This window comes from Streptomyces sp. NPDC039736 (assembly GCF_055596485.1).
The window spans coordinates 383730-407361 of record NZ_JBVIUQ010000007.1 but is presented as its reverse complement, the minus strand read 5'-3'; the positions used below and the strand labels follow the sequence as shown (position 1 = coordinate 407361).

General features: G+C 71.6%; 22 protein-coding genes. 3 read left to right on the top strand and 19 right to left on the bottom strand.

What is annotated here, in order from left to right; all coding sequences use genetic code 11:
- Positions 1-290 precede the first annotated feature (290 nt).
- Complete coding sequence (locus ACZ56L_RS23785) at positions 291-1244, top strand: SDR family NAD(P)-dependent oxidoreductase (RefSeq protein ID WP_471066127.1); 954 nt, start codon at positions 291-293, stop codon at positions 1242-1244.
- A gap of 416 nt (positions 1245-1660) precedes the next feature.
- Here the strand turns inward: ACZ56L_RS23785 and ACZ56L_RS23780 are convergent, their stop codons facing one another.
- The 6 genes from ACZ56L_RS23780 to ACZ56L_RS23755 form a co-directional block, all read right to left on the bottom strand.
- The gene (locus ACZ56L_RS23780) at positions 1661-2074 is read right to left on the bottom strand and encodes a hypothetical protein (RefSeq protein WP_471066125.1); all 414 of its coding nucleotides are present in this window, start codon (positions 2072-2074) and stop codon (positions 1661-1663) included.
- A 78-nt stretch (positions 2075-2152) separates the two neighbouring features.
- Positions 2153-2677 carry a hypothetical protein gene (locus tag ACZ56L_RS23775; protein ID WP_471066123.1) on the bottom strand — a complete coding sequence of 175 codons (525 nt, stop codon included), beginning with the start codon at positions 2675-2677 and terminating at the stop codon, positions 2153-2155.
- Positions 2678-3019: 342 nt separating this feature from the next.
- Positions 3020-3595, bottom strand: a complete 576-nt coding sequence (gene tpg, locus ACZ56L_RS23770; RefSeq protein ID WP_471066121.1) for a telomere-protecting terminal protein Tpg — start codon at positions 3593-3595, stop codon at positions 3020-3022.
- Between the two features lie 257 nt (positions 3596-3852).
- Positions 3853-4299 carry a hypothetical protein gene (locus ACZ56L_RS23765; RefSeq protein ID WP_345219757.1) on the bottom strand — a complete coding sequence of 149 codons (447 nt, stop codon included), beginning with the start codon at positions 4297-4299 and terminating at the stop codon, positions 3853-3855.
- Between the two features lie 832 nt (positions 4300-5131).
- Positions 5132-5650, bottom strand: coding sequence for a pyridoxamine 5'-phosphate oxidase family protein (locus ACZ56L_RS23760; protein WP_471066119.1), 519 nt, complete (start codon positions 5648-5650; stop codon positions 5132-5134).
- Positions 5651-5660: 10 nt separating this feature from the next.
- The gene (locus ACZ56L_RS23755; RefSeq protein ID WP_471066309.1) at positions 5661-5951 is read right to left on the bottom strand and encodes an Imm21 family immunity protein; all 291 of its coding nucleotides are present in this window, start codon (positions 5949-5951) and stop codon (positions 5661-5663) included.
- Positions 5952-6091: 140 nt separating this feature from the next.
- Between ACZ56L_RS23755 and ACZ56L_RS23750 the strand changes: the two genes are divergently transcribed.
- Positions 6092-6409 (top strand): hypothetical protein, encoded by a 318-nt coding sequence (locus ACZ56L_RS23750; RefSeq protein ID WP_471066117.1) that lies wholly within the window; start codon positions 6092-6094, stop codon positions 6407-6409.
- 994 nt (positions 6410-7403) lie between these two features.
- Here ACZ56L_RS23750 and ACZ56L_RS23745 read toward each other — a convergent pair.
- From ACZ56L_RS23745 to ACZ56L_RS23735, 3 genes are all read right to left on the bottom strand, one after another.
- Positions 7404-8453 (bottom strand): fatty acid desaturase family protein, encoded by a 1050-nt coding sequence (locus ACZ56L_RS23745; protein WP_471066115.1) that lies wholly within the window; start codon positions 8451-8453, stop codon positions 7404-7406.
- Between the two features lie 852 nt (positions 8454-9305).
- Positions 9306-10451 carry a N(5)-(carboxyethyl)ornithine synthase gene (locus tag ACZ56L_RS23740; protein WP_345219753.1) on the bottom strand — a complete coding sequence of 382 codons (1146 nt, stop codon included), beginning with the start codon at positions 10449-10451 and terminating at the stop codon, positions 9306-9308.
- Positions 10448-10840 carry a hypothetical protein gene (locus ACZ56L_RS23735; protein ID WP_471066113.1) on the bottom strand — a complete coding sequence of 131 codons (393 nt, stop codon included), beginning with the start codon at positions 10838-10840 and terminating at the stop codon, positions 10448-10450. The genes ACZ56L_RS23740 and ACZ56L_RS23735 overlap by 4 nt, the downstream gene beginning before the upstream one ends.
- A 724-nt stretch (positions 10841-11564) precedes the next feature.
- Between ACZ56L_RS23735 and ACZ56L_RS23730 the strand changes: the two genes are divergently transcribed.
- A complete protein-coding gene (locus tag ACZ56L_RS23730; RefSeq protein WP_471066112.1) occupies positions 11565-12698 on the top strand; it encodes an FAD-dependent oxidoreductase in 1134 nt (377 codons plus the stop codon).
- Between the two features lie 421 nt (positions 12699-13119).
- Here the strand turns inward: ACZ56L_RS23730 and tpg (ACZ56L_RS23725) are convergent, their stop codons facing one another.
- The 10 genes from tpg (ACZ56L_RS23725) to ACZ56L_RS23680 all read right to left on the bottom strand — a co-directional run bounded on the left by tpg (ACZ56L_RS23725) (position 13120) and on the right by ACZ56L_RS23680 (position 23627).
- Positions 13120-13677 carry a telomere-protecting terminal protein Tpg gene (gene tpg / locus ACZ56L_RS23725; protein ID WP_468690095.1) on the bottom strand — a complete coding sequence of 186 codons (558 nt, stop codon included), beginning with the start codon at positions 13675-13677 and terminating at the stop codon, positions 13120-13122.
- 3 nt (positions 13678-13680) lie between these two features.
- A complete protein-coding gene (tap, locus tag ACZ56L_RS23720; protein WP_471066109.1) occupies positions 13681-15873 on the bottom strand; it encodes a telomere-associated protein Tap in 2193 nt (730 codons plus the stop codon).
- A gap of 974 nt (positions 15874-16847) precedes the next feature.
- Positions 16848-17423, bottom strand: coding sequence for a flavin reductase family protein (locus ACZ56L_RS23715; RefSeq protein ID WP_471066107.1), 576 nt, complete (start codon positions 17421-17423; stop codon positions 16848-16850).
- A 74-nt stretch (positions 17424-17497) separates the two neighbouring features.
- Positions 17498-17911: a hypothetical protein gene (locus ACZ56L_RS23710; RefSeq protein WP_471066105.1), complete on the bottom strand. Its 414-nt coding sequence runs from the start codon at positions 17909-17911 to the stop codon at positions 17498-17500.
- A complete protein-coding gene (locus tag ACZ56L_RS23705) occupies positions 17908-19506 on the bottom strand; it encodes an AMP-binding protein (protein ID WP_471066103.1) in 1599 nt (532 codons plus the stop codon). Before ACZ56L_RS23705 ends, ACZ56L_RS23710 begins: the two co-directional genes overlap by 4 nt.
- Complete coding sequence (locus ACZ56L_RS23700; RefSeq protein ID WP_401760446.1) at positions 19503-20402, bottom strand: hypothetical protein; 900 nt, start codon at positions 20400-20402, stop codon at positions 19503-19505. The genes ACZ56L_RS23705 and ACZ56L_RS23700 overlap by 4 nt, the downstream gene beginning before the upstream one ends.
- Positions 20392-21078 (bottom strand): 4'-phosphopantetheinyl transferase family protein, encoded by a 687-nt coding sequence (locus ACZ56L_RS23695; protein WP_471066101.1) that lies wholly within the window; start codon positions 21076-21078, stop codon positions 20392-20394. Before ACZ56L_RS23695 ends, ACZ56L_RS23700 begins: the two co-directional genes overlap by 11 nt.
- A complete protein-coding gene (locus ACZ56L_RS23690; protein WP_471066099.1) occupies positions 21075-22193 on the bottom strand; it encodes an acyl-CoA dehydrogenase family protein in 1119 nt (372 codons plus the stop codon). Before ACZ56L_RS23690 ends, ACZ56L_RS23695 begins: the two co-directional genes overlap by 4 nt.
- Positions 22186-23382, bottom strand: coding sequence for an acyl-CoA dehydrogenase family protein (locus ACZ56L_RS23685; RefSeq protein ID WP_471066097.1), 1197 nt, complete (start codon positions 23380-23382; stop codon positions 22186-22188). Before ACZ56L_RS23685 ends, ACZ56L_RS23690 begins: the two co-directional genes overlap by 8 nt.
- Positions 23379-23627 (bottom strand): phosphopantetheine-binding protein, encoded by a 249-nt coding sequence (locus tag ACZ56L_RS23680; protein ID WP_345219741.1) that lies wholly within the window; start codon positions 23625-23627, stop codon positions 23379-23381. The genes ACZ56L_RS23685 and ACZ56L_RS23680 overlap by 4 nt, the downstream gene beginning before the upstream one ends.
- Positions 23628-23632 lie beyond the last annotated feature (5 nt).

Sequence of the window (23632 nt, the reverse complement as noted above, 5' to 3'; positions counted from 1 at the left end):
GGGTCGAGGGCGCGTGACACACGAGCGTGACAGTCACTGTCCCGTGCCACCGAACCTGGATCGATTGCCATCGAAGTTGTACGGAACGCATTTTGTGACACCGAAGTTGGACCGCCGCAGGTCAAGGACGATGCGCCGCTACCAGCGCAATGTCGGTGGGCTGTCGATGGAGAAAGGGGCCTGTCGGCGAGATGTAGGCGGCGTCAGGGACCGTGAGAACTGGGCCTGGCCGGCTGTGCATGCGCGGTCCCACCCGCCTCCAGACCACTCCAACCTCCCGGGAGCCCGCCATGCCCTCCGTAACCCAGGTCCCGCAGTGGGACGTCCACCGGCTGCCCCGTTCCGAGGGAAGGTGCTTCCTGGTCACTGGCGGCAACGCGGGGATCGGGTACTTCGTCGCCGAGCAGCTCGCCGGCACCGGGGCCATGGTCGTTCTGGGCAGCCGCGACAAGGCGAAGGCCGCAGATGCGATCGCTTCCATCAGCTCGCGCGTCCCCGGTGCCAGGATGAAGCACTTGTCCCTGGACCTGGCCGATCTCACGTCGCTCAAAGCATCTGTGGACGCGCTCGGACTGGATCGCCTCGACGCCGTCGTCCACAATGCCGGCGTGGCGCTCGACCATCCACCGCGCCGCGAAACCACAGCCGGCCACGAGCTGATGTTCGCAACCAATCACCTGGGGCACTTCGCGCTGACCCACCACCTGGCACCCCTGCTCACGGCAACCCCGGGGAGCCGAATCGTCACCACCGGCAGCTTCGCCGCCAAGACCGAACGCCTGGACCTCAACGATCTGCAGAGTACGCACAACTACCAGCCCAAGCGCGCCTATGCCCGGTCGAAGCTGGCCCAGATGCTCTTCGCTTTCGAACTTGACCGCCGCCTGCGTGCCGCTGGCAGCACGACACTGAGTGTGGTCGTCCATCCCGGCGGCGCGCTCGACGCCCTCACGCCTTCGCGCCCGCCATTGCATGTCCGGACCGCCGGCGAGCGGCTGCGCCATTTGCCGCTCGGCCTTCTCGTCCAGGGCAAGGACGCTGCCGCGTGGCCCGCCGTTCGGGCCGTGCTCGACCCGGGCGTCCGCGGCGGCCAGATGTGGAGCCCCCGACTGTTCGGGCTGCGCGGTACGCCCAGGATCGAACCCCTCTGGAACCACCTCACCGACACCACGACCGCAGCACGCCTTTGGGCGGCCAGCTGCAACCTGATCGGCGACGACCTGACGTTCGACGAGGTCCGGTAGGACTGAAGGCCCAGCGACCGAGCGCGGTGAAGTAGACGCCTGAACGGCCGAGATCGGGCAAGTATTCGAAATCGTGTGGCAAACGGTCAAGGTCTCGTGACCCAGGACAGTCGCTTCGGGACCGGCAGAGCGCCGGGCCCGCTTCGGCGAAGGATCACACAGTGCGCTGGCCTGCGGAGGTCCGTCTTCGGTGGCACAAACCACGCAGTGGTTCAGGTTCACTGGCAATCGGTCCAGGTTCAGCGGCACAGGACAGTCACCCTTGGTGATCAGCGAGTGGGGTGGGCGCGGGCGAGGAGCGCAGCGAGGTCGCCGGTTGTCCCGTCTCAACGCAGTTTGACCAGTCTCACCGAAGTTTGATCGCTGCACGGCTGGCTGTTGCGAGGATCAATGCCTGGCGAAGAGGAGTCACCGCTCTACCGGCCATCGGGGCTGCTCTCCCCCTCTCGCGCGGCGGCCGCCGCCTCCAGCAGGAGCCAGCCGTCGACTTCCAGTGCCCGCCGCTCCCCCGGTTGCCACCCCCGGGCGAGTGCCACATCGAGCAGGGCCCGGACGGCGCCCGGCTCGTGCAGGTTCAGGTCTGCGCCTTGGGTGAAGCCCACGTCCCCGGAGCCGAAGGGGGCTCCGCCCGGGAGGTACCGGCCGGGCCCGTCGGCAAAGGCAATGCGCAGTGAGCCGCCGGTGCCGGCCGGCTGCGGGAACAGGGTGAGGATTTGGCGGCAGTCCACGGCCCGGTCCTCGTGGTCCTTGCGATGGCTGTGACGCATCGTCCATATGTACACGCGCCCTTCGGCGACCAGCCGACGGGGCTTCTTCGGATGGCGAGGCATGCAGCCGAGGGTACGTGGCTCGATTCGCAGCAGATCCCGAGCGCTGATCAAGCTCCGACGAGACGAACAGGGCGTTCGTCAAACTTCGGTGAGATCGGTCAAGGTCCGATGGGACGGGACACCGGTGGCTTCGGGTTCGGTGGTGGCGAGCCGGGCCGCGAACGCCAGCTGGTCCATGTCGACGCCGGGGGCCAGGCGGACGAGTTCGGCGAGCAGCGCGGCGTGGGCAAGGGCCGGCGGTGGCAGGAGGTCTGCGGCGGCTTTACGGGCGGCCGGGTCGCGGTAGTGCCCGAGGTGCGCGGCCAGGGCGCGGGCGAGCCAGGCGTCGACGTCGGCCCGGACGTATCCGCCGGTTCGCCGGGTCGGCTCGTTGCGCGCGGCTTCGTCCCCGTCGGGGGGCTCGGTCTGCTCCAGGGCGGGGAGCTCGCGCAGTGCCTGGAGTTCGTCGGCGCGGGCGATGATCCGCTGCGCCTCGCGTACGACGGCCTCACGGTCGGCGGCGGCCGCGGTTTCGGCGGCGAGCTCGGCCTGGACGACATCGTCGGTGTCCGGGTCGTAGACGGTGCCCGAGGGCGCGGCGACGACTGGACCAGGCGTTCCCACTCTGCGGGCTCCGCCGGGCCGCGGACGTCGTCGGCCAAGTCCTCGTAGGGGGAGTCCTGCCGTGCGTCGAAGCGGGCGTCCTTGAGGGCCGCCGCGACGGTGCCGGCGTCCCTGCCCTTCGCGCGGCGCCGTACGACGCGCCGCCCGATGCGGGCCGGGTCGACCGGGTCCCGGGGCACAGCGACGCGCGGGGCGAGCGGTCCGCGGGTTCCGCTGCCGGGCGACGGCATCCTGGTCGTCTTCGGCCTCGCGTTTATGGGACGGATTCTGAGCGGGCCGCCGCCGGAGCGCGGTCGACGGCCCGCCGGATTGTTTTACAACAGGTGCGGAAATTTATCCGGGTCAGAACCGGAAAGAAATTTTCGACACGGACGTGAAATCCGCGCGCAGGCCACCGGCCCGTGTGCCCCATTCTGTGAAATACGACTCCGTGATGGCTTCCGCGACGATCGGATGCAGATCCTCCTCCGTCGCCCCGGCCTCCTGGAGATCCAGGATCTGCTCCATGCAGGTGGGTGAGATGTCCGTGGTGATCTGCCGCTCACGGCCGTCGTCCGAGCTGCTCGTGCAGGTGAATCCGAAGGAGGCCGTCACCTCCACCGTCATCCCCCTGGAGGGGGACGCCTGAGTGCGCGCCTGCACTCTGACCTGCGGTTGCCACTCGGATCCGGCCACTTCCGCGAGGGCGGCCCAGAGACGCTTCTGCGGCTTCGTCAGCTTCCCGGCGAGGTAGCTGCTCCAGCGTCCGCCGCAAGGCGCCCAGGTGCCCCGCCACGGCTGCGATGGACCCACCCTCGCGCTTGTGGAGGAGTTTCCTACGTGCCTTTGCCGATTTCGGTGCGGGCCGGATGAAGAGCTTCCTGTGGGGTCCCGAATCGTGTGTCCTCGTCCGCGTGGCGATGTCCACCTGATGTCCATTTGGGCATGGCTGCGGGATCCATGCCTCCAGTGCTGATGCTTCGCGTCTTCGTGTACGGGACCCTTCCGGCTGCCATCGGTGCGTACGGACCGGGGCAGGCCCCAGCGGTCGACGGCCGTCCGGGCCGCCTGGCACAACGCGGGTGGGGGTCCGACGGGGACAGCGGAGCCGGCGACACGTCACCCGGGGGCGCCCGGCCGGACGCCCCAGAGGTTTTGGCGATCAGCGGTTCGGGCGATCCCGGCGGATCACCGGATCACTTGGCCTTCAAGTCACTCTTGATCATGGACACCGCTGAAGCCAGGATGCCGATGGCCCTCTGCACCTCGCGGATGCCCTCGTTGGTCCGGGGCTCGTCCTTCTGGTCGACCCCGGCGACACACGCGTTGCTTCCGTGCTCGAAGTCGGTAAGGGCTTCCGCCCAGAAACCCTTGGCCTTCTCGCTCGGAGGGGTACCGTACTTCTTCGCCTCGGTCACCGCTGCCAGCAGCTCCTGGCAAGCGGTGCGCTTGTCGTCCATCACCTGCATGCTCGCCGTGTTGACGTGGCTCGAGCTGTCGGACAGCGCCTTGACCCTGTCGTCACCCCCCGAAGACCACCAGTCCTCCAACTCCTCGGCCGGGGTCGAGGAGCAGCCGACGAGCAGCACTCCGGTGGCGACGGCAGCGGTGGCGACAGTGAGCAAGCGGACGCCGAAACGCATGGAACCCCCTATGTTCGAATCCCATTGATGTTGCCAGGAATCACCTTGCCGGGCAGGGCCAACGCACGAACTGGCCACCGCAAGCGCTCCCGCTGCCCAGCGGCGGCCTCCTCCGGCCGACGAGGCCTTCTCGACGACATCGACGCGACCCGAACCACTTTCTCCGCGGCGTCCACAGCTTCTACTGCCGGTACTTCGCCTATGGCGGGTGAGGAAGGGCGCGCTCGTCATCTGGTCAGTCAGTCGTAGCTATTCCTCTTACGCGAGCGATCCCTCACCCAACGACGAACCCGATCCCCCACCAGCCAACGAACATGCGGCTCTGCAACGGACCGTCCTCGCCTTCGGCGCCGGCTTCTCCGACCCGGACGAGCAGCACGCGGTCGGCCGGTCCAGCCCTCTGAGAGCAGAGCTCGCGTCGGGAGCGCCGAGGACGCAGCTCCCACGGGACAGAGTCCAGGCCCTGGCGGCGCCCGGCCCTCTGTGGGTACGCGAGCGGGCCTCGGACCAGGTGGGTCCTGGTCTCCGCGTTGACGTGGCAGGTGACCGGGTCCGGGTGCGGCCGTACGTCTGAGCGCTGTGCAGGGCCCGCCTCGGGGTGGACACCGGGCCTGTCAGCGCCGCCGTCTGACTCGACGAAGGAGGTACCCGCTGTTCGAACTCAGCGCAGCGGAGTTGAGAGCTTGGGGGCGGGGCAGCCTCGGGTCGCTGCTGTACCGGCGGGCGCTGCGCGAGGCTGTCGCCATGGCACTGGTAGTACGCGGCGGCGCGCCGTTGACCGCCCCTGCACCCACGTATGCGCAGGTGCAGGTCCTTGTCGACGGGCCCGGCGTTACGTGCCGGTGAGCTTGTCGAGGTCGGGGGCGTAGACGGTCATCCAGTGCGGGTTCAGCCGGTAGTAGACGACCTCGCGGTTCCAGTCGAAGGCTTCGTCGCCGTAGAAGTCTTTCAAGTAGGCGAGAAGTTCCTGCCAGTCGGCCGTGGACTCGGCGTCCTCGGGGTTCAGCTCCTCCACCGTGCCGTGGGTGAACACGCCGAGGTCTTCGCCGCGCATGTGCGCGACGCTGGCGGCGGGACGGGCCGCGAGATGACGGGCCTTGGCGGCGTTGCGCGCCGTACCGAAGTGCCACCGGCCGTGCAGGAAGTGCCCGTCGACGCCGCTGATTCGCGGTTCGCCCTTTGCGGTCACCGTGGAGAGGGCGAGCGTGCACATGCCGGTGAGGACGCCGGTGAGCTGCGCCGCCGTGATGGTGCGGCCCTCGACGATCGAGCGGAGGTGGGCGGTCGAGCTGGAGAGGGAGGAGCCGAGGAGGGACTGGAGCTTGTCGAGTTCTTCTGGGGTTTCGCGCATACGTCCATCGTCAGTCGTAAATCCGACACCCTCTGTCGTCATTGATGAAGCAGCGGTGAGATTGCTCCGCGCGGGTTGCGCTCGGTGCTGCGTGGAGGGCAACAGCGACCCACAGTCCGCTGTCCTCCCAAGCGGTGTCCGGATCGGCCGGAACCGCCTCGGCTGTCGTGAACACCTCGGCCTCGGAGTCCGCAGTCAGCCATCGCACGAACACCCGCTTCTCCGGCAGGAAGCACGTTCTCTGCCACCCTCCAAGAGTCTGTTCGGAAGTCAGAGCCGGGGCCCCCGGCCAACCACTCAAACTTCGGTGGCAATCGCTCAAAGTTCGATGACACAGGACAGCGGCGGGCGCCGGCGAGGGCGTAGCGGCGGGCGGCGAGTGCGTTGTCGAGGGTCTCGCCGATCTGGTCGTACAGCGGGGTGAGGACGTCGGCCGCCTCGATGGCGGACAGGTACGCGGGGGGGGGCGACTTCGAGCATCAGCTTCCCGAGCTGGTGGGTGCGGGCGGCGAGTTCGCCGACAATGCGGCGTGGTTCGGTGAGCGCGGGATCCGCCGGCGGTTCGGCGGGTGGCGGAGGCGGCGCGGTGCGGACGTCGTGGACGGCCTGGCGGACTACGGCGCACACCGTGGGTTCGTCGAGGAGCTGGAGGGCGCTGTCGGCGAGCATGGCGAGTCGGCGGGTGATCAAAGGTCCGTGACGGTGTCCGTACGGTCGGAGACGGCGATCAGGGCGCGTTGGGAGAGGGCCGTAGTCTAGTGCGGCCGCGGTGGCCGGGGCGCTGTTTCGCGTACGGGACGGATCGGGGCCGGCGGCGATGGCGTCGTGGATCGTGGCCAGGGCATGGGCGACGTGGAGGAGGCGGTATGCCTGGGCGTGGGAGATGCCGAACTCCGCGCGGGAGTACGACTCTCAACTGCTGTGCCCCAGGGGGAGCCATGCCTTGGCGACGGGCGCGGCGCGGACTCGGGCGGCGAGGACCGCCGCGGAACGCCGGACGTCGTTGATCGCCTCGCGCAGCCCCCGCGTTGCGCTGCGGCCGGCTCCAGCACTTCGAGCGCTTCGGCCACCTTGCACGCCGTCGCGGCAGATGTGGCGGACGAAGGGCATGTGACGTGTTTCCACGTTGTCGGGCTCAGCACCCGCAGATGTCGAGCCGGCGATCTGCCATGGGTTCGCGGATACGTGTGGTGACCGGTCATTGGCCCTGCGGCTGGGAGGCGCTCTGGTCCTTGTCCGTGAAGTTCCTCCACCTCCATGAGGCCGGTCGGCTGCTTGCATCTCACCGAAGACGGCCAACAGGCCACCGAACAGTGGGAGTCGCTCGGTAGGGCGGTTCATCGGGGCGGCTCCCCACACGGGGCACGGTCCGAAGAGGACAAGTCCGCGATAGGCAGATGCTCGACGAACAGGTGGGAGGCGTACAAAGGGACGAACGGCATGGTGATTCCTCCTGGGTCACGTCGAGGAAGGAAGGCGGCCGATCCGCCGCCAGGCACACGGTCGCCGCGGCGGGGGTCGGCTTCGGCTCCTGGCTGTAAACGGCAATGCCCAGGAGCCGGCGAGTGCTGGTGGTTCTCGGCCGCCACGGCGGCAAGAGCCTGCGCGAGCTCCGGCCCGGCACCCAGGGCCAGGGCTTCATCACAGTCACTCATGCGGGGAGGCAGAGGAGAGAAGCACCGCTCGGCCGCCTTCGGATTCCCCGACGGCAACGAGCAATGTTTGATCAGTGCCCGATTCTGCGTGGAAGCGGTCACGAGGTCGCGGCGGACCGCTCCCGCAGCGGAAGGCCGGCCCGGTGCAGGCTCCTGAGCGCCTGACCGTACGAGGCGATGAGCGACGTCTCCAGGTACGCCACGCCGAGGCTCTCGCAGTACCGGCGGACCACCAGCTGTGCCCTGCGCAGGTTCGGCGAGGGCATGCTGGGGAACAGGTGGTGCTCGATCTGGTAGTTCAGCCCGCCGAGCGCCACGTCGGTGAACCAGTTGCCGCGCACGTTGCGCGAGGTCAGGACCTGGCGACGCAGGAAGTCCGGCCTGTCGTCACCGGTGAGCGTCGGCATGCCCTTGTGGTTCGGGGCGAAGATGGCCCCCAGGTAGACGCCGAACAGGCACTGGTGCACGACGAGGAAGAGCACCGCCTTCCCCGGCGGGAGCACGAGGAACAGCGCCCCGAGGTAGGCCACGAAGTGCGTGACCAGCAGCGTGCCTTCGGTCCTGCGCTGCTTCAACGAGCGGTCCGCCAGCGCCCGGATGCCCGCGACGTGCAGGTTGAAGCCTTCGAGGGTGAGCAGCGGGAAGAAGAGGTACGCCTGCACCCTGCCGAGCAGGCGGGGCACCCGGCCGGTCGCCGCCCTTGCCTGGGTCTGGCTCCAGACCAGGATGTCGGGGGCCACGTCCGGGTCGAGTTCCTCGTGGTTGGGGTTCGCGTGGTGGCGGCTGTGCTTGTCCTGCCACCAGCCGTACCCCATGCCGATGCCGACGTTGGCGGCCAGGCGTCCGAGCAGTGCGCTCGACGTGCTGCGACGGAAGACCTGGCGGTGACCGACGTCATGTGCGACCAGCGCGACCTGTCCGAAGACCACAGCGAGGAAGGCGCCGACGGCGAGGGTCCACCAGCTGTCGCCGACGGCGACGAAGGCCAGCCAGCCAACCGCGTACGCGACGGCCACCAGGGCCATGCGCACGCCGTAGTAGAAGGGCCGTCGGCGCATCAGCCCGGCGTCCCTGATCTGGTGGGCGAGGCGTGCGAAGTCACTTCCGGTGCGGTGTTCGACGGGGGCGGTGTCTTGAACGATGGACATGATGTCTCGATTCCCGGCACCGGCCCGGTTCCGTATGCGCAGGGAAATCGACTGCGTGCGTGGGCGCCGGGGCGGGACGGTCGAAGAAGTGGGGGGACCTGTCATGCCGAGGGCCAGGGCATCTTCTATCGACATTACACAGGCCCGCATAAGCACAGCGTTCTCACAGTCTCCGGGCCCCTTCAGCAAGCTTCAGTGCCGTCGGAACTCGTACACATTCCGGCCGCCCGCGACTGCTTGCCGCCTCCCGAAGCGGTGTCGAAGTGCTGCCCGTTCTCGTGAACAGAGCCAGCAGCACCGGTAGCACCAGATAAACCGGATCGTTCTGGTGCAGCAGAACGTCCGCGAGGACGACCGGCGTGCAGCAGGTGGCCGTGCGGCGCCGGCCGGGCCGGGACACTGCCCGTGCAGCACCCTTGTGCTACGCGGCCCATGCAAATGCTGCGCTGCCCCTGCGACATCACCGTGCTGCAATCCGGCGCCCACCGCCAGGACCATGAGCAGCACGTCACCGTCGGCGGTCACCGCCCCGCTGCCCATCGAGGAGCAGCCCGCTGGAGACCACGGTGAGCAGCACGATCAGGAGCAGCGCCACTCCGTCGGCGCAGGCCCTCGCCTCACACCCTCACAGCGCGATGCGCCCACCTGAGGAAACGGGCTGTGAGCCACCCAGGAGCAGCTGGGATCGTCGGGTTACGGGATGTGGCGGATAGTGTCCTCTGCCATCGCACTTGGACGGCTTGTCACGGAAGTCGGATTGCCAAGGGCGGCCCGTCGCGGGAGATCGACCTCGCCCACGGCTCCGGTGGCGCGGGCACCGGCACGTCCTTCGTCCGTCAAACCGCCGGAACCCTACGAGGCCGGGGCGTGCGGGTGGGCCGCGGCCCGGTGCTGGAAGGCGAGAATCTCCGGATTGCGCACCACGCCGTCGCGGATCTCGATCGCCTTTCTGATCGTGGCGTCAGCCTCCCACGCCTCGGGGCCTTCGAGGACCCTGCGCAAGTACGGCAGCACGGCCTCACTGATCTCCCAGGTGGCCGAATCCCACAGGAGCGACGGGCTGTGGTCGACGGCGTAGTAGTGGCAGCCGTCACCGACGAGGTGCATCGGCGCGTCGAAGGTGGTCGGACGTGCCCATTCGAAGCCCATGCCCCTGTCGCACGACACGTCCACGAAGTACGTCCCCGGCCGGAAGAGGTCCAGCTCCTTCTCGGTGACGAACATCAGCGGCGTGCCGGTGTCCTGCCGTATGCAGTTGACGACGATGTCGAACCCGGCCAGGTACTCGGCGAGCGGCACCGGCCCGGCGGGGGTCAGGGCCTGGAGCCGGGACGGGTCGTCCGGCCGTTCCCGGAAGTGGCTCATCACCACGGACGACATCGGCGACGCGACCGCCACGGCGTCGCGCTGGGTGAGCACCGTGACGTCGGAGACGCCCATGGCGCCCAGGCCAGTCACCGCTCCGCGCGCCGTCGCACCGAAACTGATGACCACCGCCCGCAGGCGCCGGCCGTAACTGCCCGTCGCACCACCGAGTTGCAGGGCGTGCAGGACGGAGCTGTAACCGGCAAGTTCGTTGTTCTTGTGGAAGACGTGCACGCTGAAGGCACCTGCCGCGGTCCAGTGGTTCATGGCCTCCCAGGCGATCATGGTCAGTCGTCGGTCGATGCCCATCTGGGTCAGCGCCGCGTCCTGCACGCAGTGCGGCCACCCCCACAGCACCTGACCCGTGCGCATCGCCGCGACGTCCTCGTGCATCGGCTTGGGCAGCAGTAGTACGTCGCTGTCGGCCAGCAGTTGCTCGCGGGAACGCAGGCCGCCCACGAAGGGGCGCAGCGCCGCGTCGTCGAGGCCGAAACGCAGGCCGTAGCCCTGTTCGAGGAAGACGTGTGCGCGCACGTCGGGGTCGATGCGGTCCAGCTGGCGCGGATGCAGCGGCAGGCGGAACTCGTTCTCCTTGTGGCGGGAGGACAGCACGCCGAGGGTCATGAGGCTCACGCGTCGCGCCCCGTCGGGCCCGGCGTGTGCCCGTCCTGCGTGGGGCCGTCCGGCGTCCGGTCGGCCGGGGTGGGGTCGCCTTGCGTCCGGTCGGCCCGCGTCTGCTCGGCCTGCCGACGTACGCGCCCGGCCTCGTACCGGCGTACGCGCTCGGCCAGGGGCGGCCGGGGCTCGTCCAGACCGGCGGCGGACCCACTGGACATCCGGGCGCACACGCCCCGGCAGGCCAGGGCGGGCCCGTCGTGACCGTGGGCGACCACGACGGCGTCCGCGGTCGCCGCGGTGCGGTAGTCGGTGCCGCAGATGACGCAGGCCAGGCCGTGAAGCATCTCTTCGGTCGGCGCCGGACGTCCGCTGCGACGGCTGGAGATGGAGGATTGCGAGTACATCGGTCCCACGTCCTCGGGGGCCGGCGGGTCCCCGGGCTCGGCGTTCTCCGAGAGCGATGCCGAAAAGGGTGACGGCATGCGGTGTACGCCCGGTACTGCCACCGTACTCCGATGTGCGACGGGTCCGAACACCCGGCCCGGCAACGGCGATGAGGAGCTGCCTGGCACAGGGCTGGAAAAGCACCCCTGTGCCCTCGGGAGCCACGCGCCCGGGCCGGCCACGGCAGCCCCTCGTACGGGCCTGACGGACGGACGCGGTCCGGCGGCCCGCCCGGCGGACCTGCCCCACCCTCTGGGGCGCCCCGGCCCCGCCCCTCGGGCGCCGCTGCCCTCCTCCCCAGCCGCCCGGCCGCGCGGACTCCGCCGTCTGCCGTCGCAGTGGCGGGCAGACCGATGCCGGGACGCCCACCCGGCCGGGACGCCCACCCGGCCGCGCGGCTCACGCCGGGCAGCTCAGCGCCGCCGACACCAGAGTGCGGACGCCACGAGCGCCGGCCCGCCCGGCACCGCTTTCCAGAGCTGGCAGTCGAGACGTTTCGCCTCTGTGCTGTGTGTCGCTGACCAGCGGTGACCGGCGGCCTGTCGGTCATCCGTCGGCGATCTGCCCGAGGAGTCGGTGATCTGTCGGCGATCTGTCCATGCGCACAGGCACATTGGAGCCCGTCCGCGCCGCCGATCGTCCGCCCGGCGGCCACGATCGTCCGAATCCGACAGGGAAGCCCCGATGACCACTGCCCCCACCCCGATCACCGACGTCACCATCATCGGCGCCGGGCTCGGCGGCCTCACGCTCGCCCGCGTCCTGCACCTCCACGGCATACCGGCCACGGTCTACGAGGCGGAGCCGTCACCCACCTCGCGGGCGCAGGGCGGAATGCTCGACATCCACGACTACAACGGCCAACTGGCCCTCAAGGCAGCCCGGCTGACGGACGAGTTCCGCGGCCTTGTCCTGGAGGGGCGCCAGGCCATGCGGTTCCTGGACCCCAACGGCACCGTCCTGCTCGACAAGGCCGACGACCCAACCGGCGGACGCCCGGAGATCCAGCGGGGCGACCTGCGGCAGATCCTGCTCGACTCGCTCCCGTCCGGCACCGTCCGGTGGGGCCGCAAGGTCACCGCCGCCCGCACCCTGCGCCGGGGCCATCACGAGGTGACGTTCGCCGACGGCAGCGCCGTCGTGGCACGCCTGCTGGTCGGCGCGGACGGCGCGTGGTCCCGGGTGCGGCCGCTGGTCTCCGCCGCCACCCCCCAGTACATCGGCAAATCGGTCGTCGAGACCTACCTGTTCGACGCCGCCACCCGGCATCCGGCCGCCGCGAAGACGGTCGGCGGCGGATCGATGATCGCGCTCCAGCCGGGCCGGGAGATCTTCGCCCACCGGGAGAAGGGAGACACCCTGCACGCGTACATCGGGCTGCACGAACCGCAGGAATGGTTCGACACCGTCGACTTCACCGATGCCGCCGCGGCCGCCGGACGCATCGCCGCGGAGTTCGACGGCTGGGCGCCGGAGCTCACCGGACTTATCACCGAAAGCGACCTCGGACCGTTCCTGCGCCCGCTGTACGCGCTGCCCGACCAGCACCGGTGGGAACGGGTGCCGGGAGTGACCCTGCTCGGCGACGCCGCCCACCTCACGGCCCCCAACGGCGAGGGCGCCAACCTGGCGATGCTCGACGGCGCCGACCTCGCCCTCGCCCTCGCCACACACCGCGACGACCCGGAAATCGCCCTGCGGACGTACGAACAGACCCTGTTCCCCCGCAGCGCCGAGGCCGCCGCGATGGAGGCCGGCGAAGGACTCGGCCTCGACGGCCTCCGGCCGGACGGCAGCACCGGGCTCGGTACCGGCTGACGGCACGGCCCCGGCGGCAGGCACCGCGCAGCAGCCCCTGCCCTCCCAGGCGTGCCCGCGTGCTCGGCGAGCGCCCGGCAGACGCTCGCCACCGAGGAGGTCCGTCCCCTGCGCTTGCCGGTACAGGCACGCGGTCATGCGTTCCAGGGCTGCAGGAAGAGGAGTGTGATCAGAGATACCGCCTCAGCCAGTCGGGCATGCCCGGGTCGTCAAGCTCCCAGGACTGAGGGCGGCGTCCTCGCCGAGGAGATCCGCAGAAGGCTTGGGAAGTGGGAACCCCTGCTCAACAACGTGTGACTGAGCGCTTCGGCTTGCCAGGCATCCCCACGCGCGGATGCTCAGTTCGCCAACTCGACCGCTCATCCGGCAAGTGAAGTGCTCAGTCACCACAGGGTCGCGGCGCTCGTGGCAGGCGCCTGGCCTACAGCTCGATGTCGAGCCGCTCCACGTCGGTGAACTCCACGCCCAGCCCGTGCGCGCGGCTGTTGTTGGCCCGGAAGTACATCCGGGCCAGGCCGTCGGCGGCGATCTGCCGGAGCTGGTCCTCGTTCTGGCCCTGCTCCCGTGCGGTGAACAGCTTGTCGGCGTACTCGGGCGGCAGGGCCTGGGTGATGTCCCGGATCCGGGCGTCGTCGGTCGTGCCGTCGGCGGCTTCGAAGCCGAAGCGGGCGCGGGTGGAGACGACCAGCCCGTCCGTGGACGCCGCCTTCTTCCTCGCCTTCGCGCGGATCTGCGGCTGCCATCTCTTCTTCACCTCGCGCTCCAGACGGCCGCGCAGGTCCTGGCGGGGCCGCTTGAGCTTGCCCGAGACGTACCGCTCCACGGTGCGCTGGGAGATCCCGAGCACCTGGGCGGCGGCCCTGGTGCCCTTGAGCTGCTTGACGAGGTACTTCATCTGCGCCTGGGCGCTCTGCGGGACGCGGCGGGTGAACGCCCCCTCCAGCGCGCGGTCCAGGCTGTCCCCGAGCAAGTCCACCACGGCCTACTCCCCTTCTCCGGCGCTCTGGTCGGTCTTGATGAGGTTGGAGATGTTGAAGACGCCGCGCTCCTCGAACTGGGCTTCCGCCCACAGGACGGTCTGCGTGCCCTGGTGCTTGACCATCCCGGGCGAGACCCCGAGCCGGAACGTGCCCGGCGCCGGCTTGCCCTCGGGCGTGTACGGCAGGACGTCCAGCGGGGACGGACCGGGCGAGGGGTAGACGATCGCGTCGGTGCCGATCGCGACCGGGTACAGGTCGGCGGCGGCCGCCGTTTTCATCAGCTTGCGGTGCAGGCCGGTCCGCTGGCTCGCCAGCACGGCGGCCCGGATGTCCGGGCGCCACGTCCACCGGTCCAGCGCCGGGTAGGGCTCGTAGTACGGCACCTGGCCCCGGGACCGCTGGCGCAGCTTGCCGATCGCGCCCTTCGCCGTCGCCTTGATCGCGGTCTCCAGCAGCGCCATCGTCGGGTCGACCTGCTTGCGCCGCGCCATCGCGTCGAGGAACTCCTCGCCCTGGAGGTCGGTGGTGACGCCCATGTCGGCCATCGTCTCCACGTACGCGTCGCGCAGCCGCTTGTACCAGGAGTCCAGGTAGCGGCCGGTCTTCGTGCGCACGTACGCCTCGACCGGTGCGACGTCGAAGCCGAGCTCCACCGCGTAGGCGACCGTCGGGGTGGCGTACCAGGCCGGGCCCTCGGGGTGGTCCCCCTTCGGCGTGAACGGGGAGGGCAGCCGGGAGCCGTCGACCGTGCGGCCGTTGACCCGGGCGCGGGAGAGGTCGACGTGGGAGAGGTCGACCAGCCACGAGCCGGGCAGCGCCGGGTCGAACCTCGGGTTGTTCTCCAGATGGGTCGGCCCGTTCAGCCCGACCACGAGGCCGTTCGCGGCCGCGGCGAACGACATGTTGATGTCGATGACGACCAGGTACGGGTTGGCGCACTCCTCATCGGTCAGCGGCCGGCACCAGTCGTACGGCTCCTCCATCAGCATCTCTGCGGGAGTGCGCAGGTGGTGCCGGGCGAACCGGCCCTTGAGGATCGGGTGTTCGTCGGGGACCTCGCACGGCACGACGTCGTACTTGGCGGTGATCGCGTCGTCGTTGAACGCGGGCTTGAACTCGCCGGTGGCCGGGTCCTTCTCGGCGCGGGTCGGCGGGCGCAGCGCGGTCATCAGCTCCAGGCCGGTCGTCGCGGTGCTGCCGCGCGGCGTGATCACCCGGGCCGCGTACAGACCGAGGTACTGGACCAGGTCGGCCGGGTGCATCGTCGGCAGCCGCGGGTCGTCGCGCTTGTCCCACTCGCGGGCGTCCAACGCGTTCCAGGGCAGGACGCACAGCTGGACGCAGCGGCGCCGGGAGCCCTCGGGGTCGCGGTAGACGCGGGCCCACGGGCCGAAGCCGCGCCGGCTCATCTTGAGCCCGGCCCGTTCGATCTGCTTGACCACCTTGTGGCCGGACGGGAGCCGGCCCGCGTGCCGCTCCTGCTCCGACAGGGCGACCGGCAGGCCGTAGCGCTCCAGCGCGGACGCGGTGAGGACGAGGATCGGATCGGCGTCGCGGCCGTTGCGGTGCAGCCGGGCCTGCCCGAGCCGGGCCTCGCTCAGTGTCCAGTCGACCAGTGCCGCAATGCTCTTGGCGGGTACGTCCAGGACCAGGCCCCCGACGCAGTACGCGGACACCTGCCCGTCCTGGCAGTCGATGACCGCGAGCGGGCCGTTCTCGAAGCGCGGGTCGACGGCGACCGCCGACGCCGTGGTCTTCTTCGCCGCCGCCTTCTTCGCACCCGGGCGTCGCGACGGCGGGGCGGGCCTGGTGGTGGTGCTCGCCTCCTCCTTCAGGCGGGACGGCGGGGCGGCGGCCGCCGGGGCGGGTTCCGGTGCCGGACCGGTGAACGCCTCCGGGGCCACGGGGGCCGGGGCGGCGGCGGGAACGTCGGACGCCGGGGCGGGGAAGCGGGCGGCGAGGCCCTCCAGCAGCCGGGCGTACGCGGCGCGCTTCGGCGGCCGCGGCTCGGTCCGCCCGGTCTCCCAGTTCCCGACCGCCTCGCGGCGGGCGTCCAACGCCGTAGCGATCTGAGCCTGGCTCAGACCCGCAGCCTCCCGCAGGCGCTTGCGCTCCGCAGGCTCTGGCAGATCGTCCTGCGCGACCTGCTCCAGCAGCGCGTCGACGGCGCTGAACAGCTCGTTCTCAGTGGACACAGAGGTCACCTCCGACAGGCACCATACTCCAATCGCGCGTGAATCGAACACTGGATCGCACGTAAATCGCACATCTGGTGAGGTTGTCATACGGGGGGCGGGCAAGGCGTGCAACAGACTGTTTTCGCAGGGCGGTTGAAACAGGAGGAGAAACAGGGAGTGCGTTTCACCGAGGCCGCGCAGTCAGGCCGTGCCGCAATCCGCCAAGTGCGGGGCTGGGAACGCCAGTTCTGTGGGCGGGCGAGCCGGCCCCCGGGGCGGGAGGGGCGATCTGCCGAGGTCCATCGCTCGCGAGGCCCCGTCGCATCGTCAGGCCGCCGTCCGTGAGTTCGCCTGAGCCCTGAGACCCTCGGGTCTCCTCTGCGACGGCGGGAGGAGGGGGCGCGTTCGGGTACGTGGTGACGTGCAGGCCGACGCCGGGCGGGTGTACCGCTCCGGGGAGCAGACGGAGATGTGGCGGGGGGCCGGTGGCATCGGCTCGGCCTGCGCCACCGGAGCCCACGCGTGTGAGTGCTTCCGCGGACGAACTGACGGGCAGCTACTCGCCGCCTTCCCGGACGTGCCCGTCATCGTGGCCGGGGACCTCAACGTCATCGAGCGCGGCCACCAGCCCCCGCACAAGGTGTTCGGCGACCGGGAGTACGACTTCCACAACTCGTTCCGGGCCGTCGGCCTCACCGACGCCTTCGCCCCGATGCAGTCGCCCCCTCCTGTTCGGGTGCAGCGGCAGCGGCTTCCGCCCCGATCACCTCTTCGTCTCCACACCCCCCGCCGAGCGCGTCCTGGCCTGCGACTACCACCAGGAAGCCCGCGGAGCGGGGCTGACCGACCACGCGGTCATGACGCTGCGCCTCGCGGTTTCCCAGCCCCCGGCACCGGCTTCGTGAGGCGCGCGAACACGGCCGCCACAGCGGGTCCGCCGGCTCCGTCGAGGGCCGTGGCCGCGGCGTTCCGGCCGCCGGGCCGCGTGGGCGTCACCCCGCGTCGGCCTCTCGGGAGCGTGCCGCGTACGGGTCGAGTCGGTGTGCGCGGTGGCGGTGGAGGACCAGGGGGCGGGCGTCCGCGTCGTGGAACGCCTCGGTGGGACTGCCCACCAGGAGGGTGTGGTCGCCCACCTCTATGGACCGTTCGACGGTGCAGGTGAACACGGCGGACGTGTGGGCCAGCACGGGCTGGCCGTCGCGAACGGTGTGCGTGACGCCGTCGAAGCGTCGTAGGGGGTCTCCCTGGGCGAACCGGCGGTAGAGCTCCCGCTGTCGCCATGAGACGACGTTGACGGCGAAGCCGCCGGTGCGCAGGGCATGGAGCAGGGTGCGGCTGGTGGCCGCGAGCGACACCAGCAGGGAGGGCGGTTGGGCGGACAGCGAGATGACGGAGCTGACGGTGCAGCCCAGCGGGCCGTCCGGGCCCTGGGTCGTGATGATGCTGACGCCGCTGGGGAGGTGGGTCATGGCGGCGCAGAAGGCGTCACGGTCGGCGCGCTGCCCCTGCTGGGGGCGGCTGCCGGAGGCCGATGACAAGGACGTGGCAGTGGGGGTGGGAAGACCCATGGTGGCTCCTGGGAAAGTGAGTGTCGAAGGGGGCACGTCGTACACGGGACTCGGAACGTGGTGGAGGGCCGGGCTCAGTGCTTCCCGCACGGGCCGTGCCCGCGTCTGGAGTCCGTCATGACTGCCGCGTCGACGACGACGTGTCCCGGGCGCTCCTGGCCGTGCTGCCGGACCGGTGGGCGGTCGCCGGAGCGTACGGACGCCGACTGCGGCCCGAGGCCGTCGGGGAGCGGGCCGGCCGGGAGCTGGCCGAGCACCGTGGCGGAGAGGGCCACGGGGGCGTGGTGCGGCGGTATTTCCGGCGGGGGTGTCGGAGCGTCGCGCCAGGGGGCGCGGTGGGCGGTGAGGACGCCCGGTTCGGTCCGCGGCGGGGGTTCGCCGGGGTCGGCGCCCCGGACGGAGACGCAGCGGAGAGCCGGGCGGGCACGGGTGTCGTGGCCTTCGGCGGGACGGGTTCCGGCGAGGGCCGCGGGTGGATGGCGTGTCATCGGAGTCCCCGGCCCGCTGTCGCCGCGGGGACCTCGTGCAGCAGGGCGGCGAGGGCCGCTCGGTCCGTCTTGCCGTTGCCGTTCAGGGGCAGTTCGTGATGAATGTGGAGGAGGGCGGGGACCATGTAGGCGGGCAGCCGTTCGCGGAGTGCGGCCAGCAGCGTGCCGGAGTCGAGGGCGTCGCCCGTGCACACCCCGTGCAGTTCGGTGCCGCCGTGTGCGGTGGGAAGGGCGAGGACCACGGCGTCGTGCACGTCGGGCTGGTCGCGCAGCGCGGACTCGATCTCGCCGAGTTCGACCCGGTAGCCGTCGACCTTCACCTGGTGGTCGAGGCGGCCCAGGTGGAGGAGTCCGTCCCGGCCGACGGGGCGGACCCGGTCGCCGGTGCGGTACCACAGGGCCGCCGGGACCGTGCCCGAAGGGCCCGTCGCCGAACCGGACGCCGCGGCGGCGGGGTCCGCGGGACGATCGCCGTCCAGGTCCCAGAAGCGCCCCTCGTTGTCGGCGGGGTCCAGGTAGCCGGGGAATCGCTGGGGTCCCCGCACGCACAGTTCTCCCTCCTCCGCCGGCCTCCCCTCGGCGTCGAGGACGCGGTGTTCGAGGTGTGGGTAGACATGGCCGATCGGCACCGTTCCGTTGACGGTCTCGGGCCAGTGGTCCATGTCGGTGTCGAGCGTGAACTCCGAGCAGGTGATGGTCAGTTCGGTCGGGCCGTAGAAGTTCTCCAGCCGGGACGACGGCGCCGCCGCCTGCCATGCCCGGGCCTGCTGAAGGGTGAGCGGCTCCCCCGCGAAGAGGCTGTGCCGCAGTTCCGGCATGGCGCCGGGGCGCAGCGCCCGCATCCGGCGGGCGAAGGAGATCACTGACGGGACGGAGCACCAGTGGGTCAGGTGGCGGTCGTTGACGAACCGTACGGGTGCCAGGATCTCGTCCCGGCTCGGGACGACCAGGGTCGCGCCGCCGCCCCACGCGGCGAACATGTCGAACACGGAGACGTCGAAGGTGAGGTCGAAGGTCTGGGAGAGGCGGGAGCCGGGTTCGACCTCGTAGCGGTCGATGACGTGGGCGAGGTACGGGGCGACGTTGTCATGGAGTACCGGCACGCCCTTGGGGGCGCCGGTACTGCCGGAGGTGAACAGGATGTAGGCGGGCGCTCCCGGTTCCGCGGGAAGAGGCGGGCCCTGCGCGGAGCCGCCGGCCGCGTCGGCCAGGTCGAGCGACGGCACGGGCAGCTCGTGCGGTCCGCCGGTCCCGTCGGTCAGGATCAGGTCGAGCCCGGCGCGGAGGGCGACCGAGGCGTTGCGGGCGCCGGGCCATGCCGTGTTCAGCGGGACGACTGTGGCGCCGAGCCGTTGGACGGCCAGGTAACCGGCGTACGTGGCGGGGCTCCTGCCGCCCAGCAGACCGACGCGGCGCGGCGGGTCGGGGCGGGCCCGCAGGACGCCGTCCGCGACGCGGGCGCTGAAGTCCTCGAGTTCGCGGTAGGTGAGGGTCTGCCCGTCGGCTTCCAGGGCGGTGCGGTCGGGATGGCGTGCGGCCGACGCCGCGAACCACGCGTGCAGGGTGCCGGGGCGGTCCCCGGTGCGGGGGGTCACCGGGCCGCTCCCGCAGGCGCGGCGGTGGGACGGAGAGCGGGCGCTTCGCCGCCTCCGGTCGCGGTGAGGATGCGCTCGAAGGCGGTGCGCACCAGCGAGGCGCGGGGCCTGCCGCGTGCCGCCGACTGGGCCGCGTAGCGCAGTGAGCGGGACAGTTCGCCCCAGGCGGCGGCGGTCGCGGGCTCGGCGCGGTGCAGGTACTGGTGGTGGCGCGCCGCGGCCCAGAGGTCCTCGGCGTAGCGGACCTGTGCCTGCGGGTCGGACGGCAGCAGGTCGCGGAGCAGGGCCAGCGAGGCGGCGGTGCCCCGGACCCAGTCGCCGGGGCGCGGATCGAAGCGGCCGGCGCCGTGCTCCAGCCAGCGGTGGTTCCCCGGGTCGGGCACCCAGGCGGGGCCACCGCCGAGGGCGTACACGTCACGCTGGTGCAGTGCGGTCTCCAGGCCCGGCAGCGGGGCCAGCAGTTCCCGCAGTCCGGCTTCTTCGACCCAGCCGCGGTGCGGTGACTGATGGCCTTCGGGCAGCAGGGCGTCGAAGTCGTCCACCACCAGCCAGCGGTCACCGTCGCGGGCGGCGAGGCGAAGCCAGTGCGGTACGTCGCGCACGAGGTGGGACGGGCTCCACGGCAGGTTGCGGCAGTTGGCCACGGCCAGGACGTCGCCCTGCCTGGCGAACTCGCCCCGGAGGGCGGACAGGGCGTCCTCCCAGCGGCGTGCGCCGCGGTAGCCGAAGTCGGGCGCCACCCGGTCGTGGTGGCTGAAGGCCATCAGGCCGTCGAGGCCGTCGCGACGGACGGAGAGGGTGAAACCGGTGGCCAGTTTCCGTTCGGCGGCGGGGTGGGTGAGACGAAGGTGTTCCTTGAGGTTGGTGGTGTAGCAGCTCAGTGCTTCAGCAGGCACGGGCGTCTCCAAAGGCGCAGCTCACGGGGTGGACACTGAGGTGACGCAGGGCGATCCAGGTGAGATCTCCGACGGTGCCGGTGCCGGGTCGCACCGGGACGTCGAGGGACCACGGGCGGCCGGCGATGCCGGTGCCGTCGGCCTTCACGCAGGCCTCCTGCACGGTCCACACCCAGGCGAACTCCAGGGCGCGGCGATCGGCCGGCAGCGCGGACAGTTCCGCGGCGCGTGCGCGCAGGCACCGGCGGACCAGGCCGGGTGAGAGGTCCGGGCCGGGAGGGAGCTGGACGTCCACGCCCACCCGTCGGCCGGGGGCCACGGCGGCGGCCAGCAGGTCACCGCCCCCGGTGTCGTCCGCCGCGTCGTGGGAGAGGCTGATTCCCAGACCGGGCAGCCCCTCCAGCAGGGGACGGCCGCGGGCGTCGGCGGTCAGCGGGACGTCCTGGGCCGCGGGGCACACCTCGGCGAGCAGGGCGCGCAGCAGTCCCCGGGCGGCGAGGGACTGGCGCCGCCGCCACCGGGGCCGTCCGCCCACGTCCGCGAGGTCGGCGGGGTGGGTGCTCGGGGCGGCCGCGCGCGTCCAGGCCACCCATACGCCGGTCGCCGCCTCGACGACATCGAAACCGGGCTGCCGGGCTGCCGGGCCGGGGAGCGCCGGGGCGGTGGCGGCGCTCACGGTGCCGTCCCGCCGGGCGGGGGCAGCAGTGCTTCCGCCTGTTGGGCGACGGCGGCGAGGACGGTCTCGGTGCTGCCGCCGGCGATGCCGAACAAGGCGGCCTCCGCGCGCCGGTGCTGCATGCCCGCGGCGGCGAAGCCGTCCGCGCCGCACAGGTGCGCGCAGACGTCGAGGACGTGGTCGGCCGTCTCCCCGGCCGCCGCCTTCACCAGCGCCGCACCGGTGTGGTCGTGCTCGGCGGCGACAGCGGGTCCCAACGTTTCGACCAGCGCCTCCAGTTGACGGGTGCGGACCAGGGCGGCGGCGAGCCGCTGGCGGATCGCGGGCTGCTCCCACAGGCCGCGTTCCGCCAGCCGCTTCCGGGTGTCGGCCAGCGCCCGGCGGCAGGCCGCCACCGCCCACAGGCCGCCCGCGAGGCGTTCCACCGCGATGTGCCGGGCGAACAGGGCCAATCCGCGTCCCGCGCCGCCGACCGGTCCGTCCGCGAGCACCGGTACGCCGTCGAGGTGGACGTGACCGGTGCCCGATCCCGTGAAGTAGGGACTCGGTGCCGCTTCGACGCGTACGTGCGGGTCGTCGGCGGGCACGAGGTACCAGGCGAAGTTGGTGAAGTGGGGGCCGGGGCGGCGGCGGGCCAGGACGAGCAGCAGGTCCGCGTGGACCGCGTTGGTGATCCAGCGCTTGGTGCCGTGCAGCACCGTTCCGGCGGCCGTCTCCTCGGCGTGTGTCGCCAGGAGGGCGAGGTCGGAGCCGGGGCCGCTGTCGGTGGCGGCCAGGGCTACGACAGAGCGGCCGTCGAGCATCCGCCGTGCGACGTCCGCCGCGGCGGGCCCGCGCCGGCCGGCCTCCGCGAGCAGCGGCAGCACGGTGGCGGCCTGGACGCAGACCGACAGCAGGGGTCCGGCGCCCTCGTCCGCCTCGGCGCGGACGATCAGGTCGCGGAGCCGGTCGGGGACGATCCCGTGTTCGGGCAGCTCCTCCCGGTAGAGCCCGCGCAGCGCGCCCGCCGCGCCCAGCCGGGCCCACAGCTCGCGTCCGGACGCCGCGTCGGCCGGTGCGGGCCGTGCCGTCGGGGCGGGGCGCCCGCGCTGGAGGGGTTCCACGGCCTCAGGCAAGGCGCACCTCCGCGTCGAGGAGGGTGAGCTTGCCGTCGGCCAGCAGCAGTCGGTCGTTGCTGAAGTTGAGACTCGCCGACCGCAGGTCGCGCAGGGCGCGTTCCAGCGCGAGGGGTGAGTCCCTCAGGTAGCCGTGGCGCAGCCCGACGATCTCCACGAGTTCGTGCACCGCCGCGTGGCATTGTTCGGATGCGGTCACCTTCAGTCCGTTGACCAGGAGCTGGACGCGGGGCCGGGAGACGTCCTCGTGCGTGACGGTGTCGAGGGTGTGGGCCAGCAGCGCGGCGACGGCCTCCAGCCGGTGCCGTACCCGGGCGATCCGGGTGAGCAGCAGCTCGGAGTCGAGGGAGAGGCTGCCGCGGGTCCGGGCGGAGCGGAGCATGCCGACGGTGCGTGCCAGGGCGCCCTCGGCCGTGCCCAGCCAGGCGGCGCTCCAGCCGAGGTGGGCGAGGGGGCCGAAGGTGCGGGTGACGATGTCGCGGAAACGGCCGTGCTCCCCCACGACCTGGTGCTCGGGGACGGTGCCGCGCAGGTGGAGCGCGCCGCTGTGGCTGGCTCGCATGCCGTGCGGGTCCCAGCGGCCGGCGGAGGCCACCTCGAGCTGGCCCCGGTCGGCGTACACGAGCGAGACGTCGTTCTCGTTCTCGGAGTCCGGACTGCGCATGGTGACGAGGAAGCCGTCCGCGTGGGCGCCGCCGGTGACGATGGGCGCGAAGCGGTCCAGGAGCAGGTGGCCCTCGCGCTGCCGGAGGGGCGCGGTGGCGGTGAGGAGTGCGCCGCCCTTGCCCGCTTCGGTGGTGACTGAGGCCAGGTACGTCTCGCCCCTTCCGATCCGGGGCAGGAGGTCGTCGCGCAGCTTGCCGTCGGCGTGCCGCACCAGGGCGGCCACCTGCTGGCAGTGCATCGCGAAGATCATGGCGAGTGACATGTCCTCGCGGCCCAGTCGGCGGGTGGCGGTGAGCACGTCGCCCAGGTCGCCGCCGAGGCCGCCCTCGGCGGCCGGCACGAGCAGGCCGAGCAGCCGGGTGCGGCGCAACGAGTCCAGCGCCTCGGCGGGGAAGGCCGCTTCGGTGTCGGTGCGCCGCGCGTGCACCGCGGTCACCTCGGCGGCTTCCTCGACCAGTGTGACGAGCGGGAGCGGGGCCCCGCCCCGGCCGGCCGCGGCGGGCGCGGTGGAGGTGGCGGTCACGCGATCGCCTCGGAGCTGCGCGCGGCGTCCACGGCCCGCCACAGCGAACCGGCGGTCGCGAAGGTCTCCTCGTTGAGGTCGTCGTCGGACAGCGAGACGTCCATCTCGTCCTCGATGGCGAACAGCAGGTCGACGGACTTCATGGAGTCGAGCCCCAGGTCGTGCAGCCGGGTGTCGTCGGTGAGGGGCTGCTCCTGGAGGCGGGGCAGGTGGTCGCGGAGCACTTTCTCGAACACGGCGTCCATGGGGG

Bases quoted from the DNA above. Each gene is read 5' to 3' on its own strand.
- ACZ56L_RS23680 (WP_345219741.1), bottom strand. From the start codon at position 23,627: ATGGACGCCGTGTTCGAGAAAGTGCTCCGCGACCACCTGCCCCGCCTC.
- ACZ56L_RS23760 (WP_471066119.1), bottom strand. From the start codon at position 5,650: ATGCGCGAAACCCCAGAAGAACTCGACAAGCTCCAGTCCCTCCTCGGC.
- ACZ56L_RS23750 (WP_471066117.1), top strand. From the start codon at position 6,092: ATGGCGGACAGGTACGCGGGGGGGGGCGACTTCGAGCATCAGCTTCCC.
- ACZ56L_RS23730 (WP_471066112.1), top strand. From the start codon at position 11,565: ATGACCACTGCCCCCACCCCGATCACCGACGTCACCATCATCGGCGCC.
- ACZ56L_RS23735 (WP_471066113.1), bottom strand. From the start codon at position 10,840: ATGTACTCGCAATCCTCCATCTCCAGCCGTCGCAGCGGACGTCCGGCG.
- ACZ56L_RS23785 (WP_471066127.1), top strand. From the start codon at position 291: ATGCCCTCCGTAACCCAGGTCCCGCAGTGGGACGTCCACCGGCTGCCC.
- ACZ56L_RS23715 (WP_471066107.1), bottom strand. From the start codon at position 17,423: ATGGGTCTTCCCACCCCCACTGCCACGTCCTTGTCATCGGCCTCCGGC.
- ACZ56L_RS23745 (WP_471066115.1), bottom strand. From the start codon at position 8,453: ATGTCCATCGTTCAAGACACCGCCCCCGTCGAACACCGCACCGGAAGT.
- ACZ56L_RS23710 (WP_471066105.1), bottom strand. From the start codon at position 17,911: ATGACACGCCATCCACCCGCGGCCCTCGCCGGAACCCGTCCCGCCGAA.
- ACZ56L_RS23780 (WP_471066125.1), bottom strand. From the start codon at position 2,074: ATGCCTCGCCATCCGAAGAAGCCCCGTCGGCTGGTCGCCGAAGGGCGC.
- ACZ56L_RS23765 (WP_345219757.1), bottom strand. From the start codon at position 4,299: ATGCGTTTCGGCGTCCGCTTGCTCACTGTCGCCACCGCTGCCGTCGCC.
- tpg (WP_471066121.1), bottom strand. From the start codon at position 3,595: ATGGACATCAGGTGGACATCGCCACGCGGACGAGGACACACGATTCGG.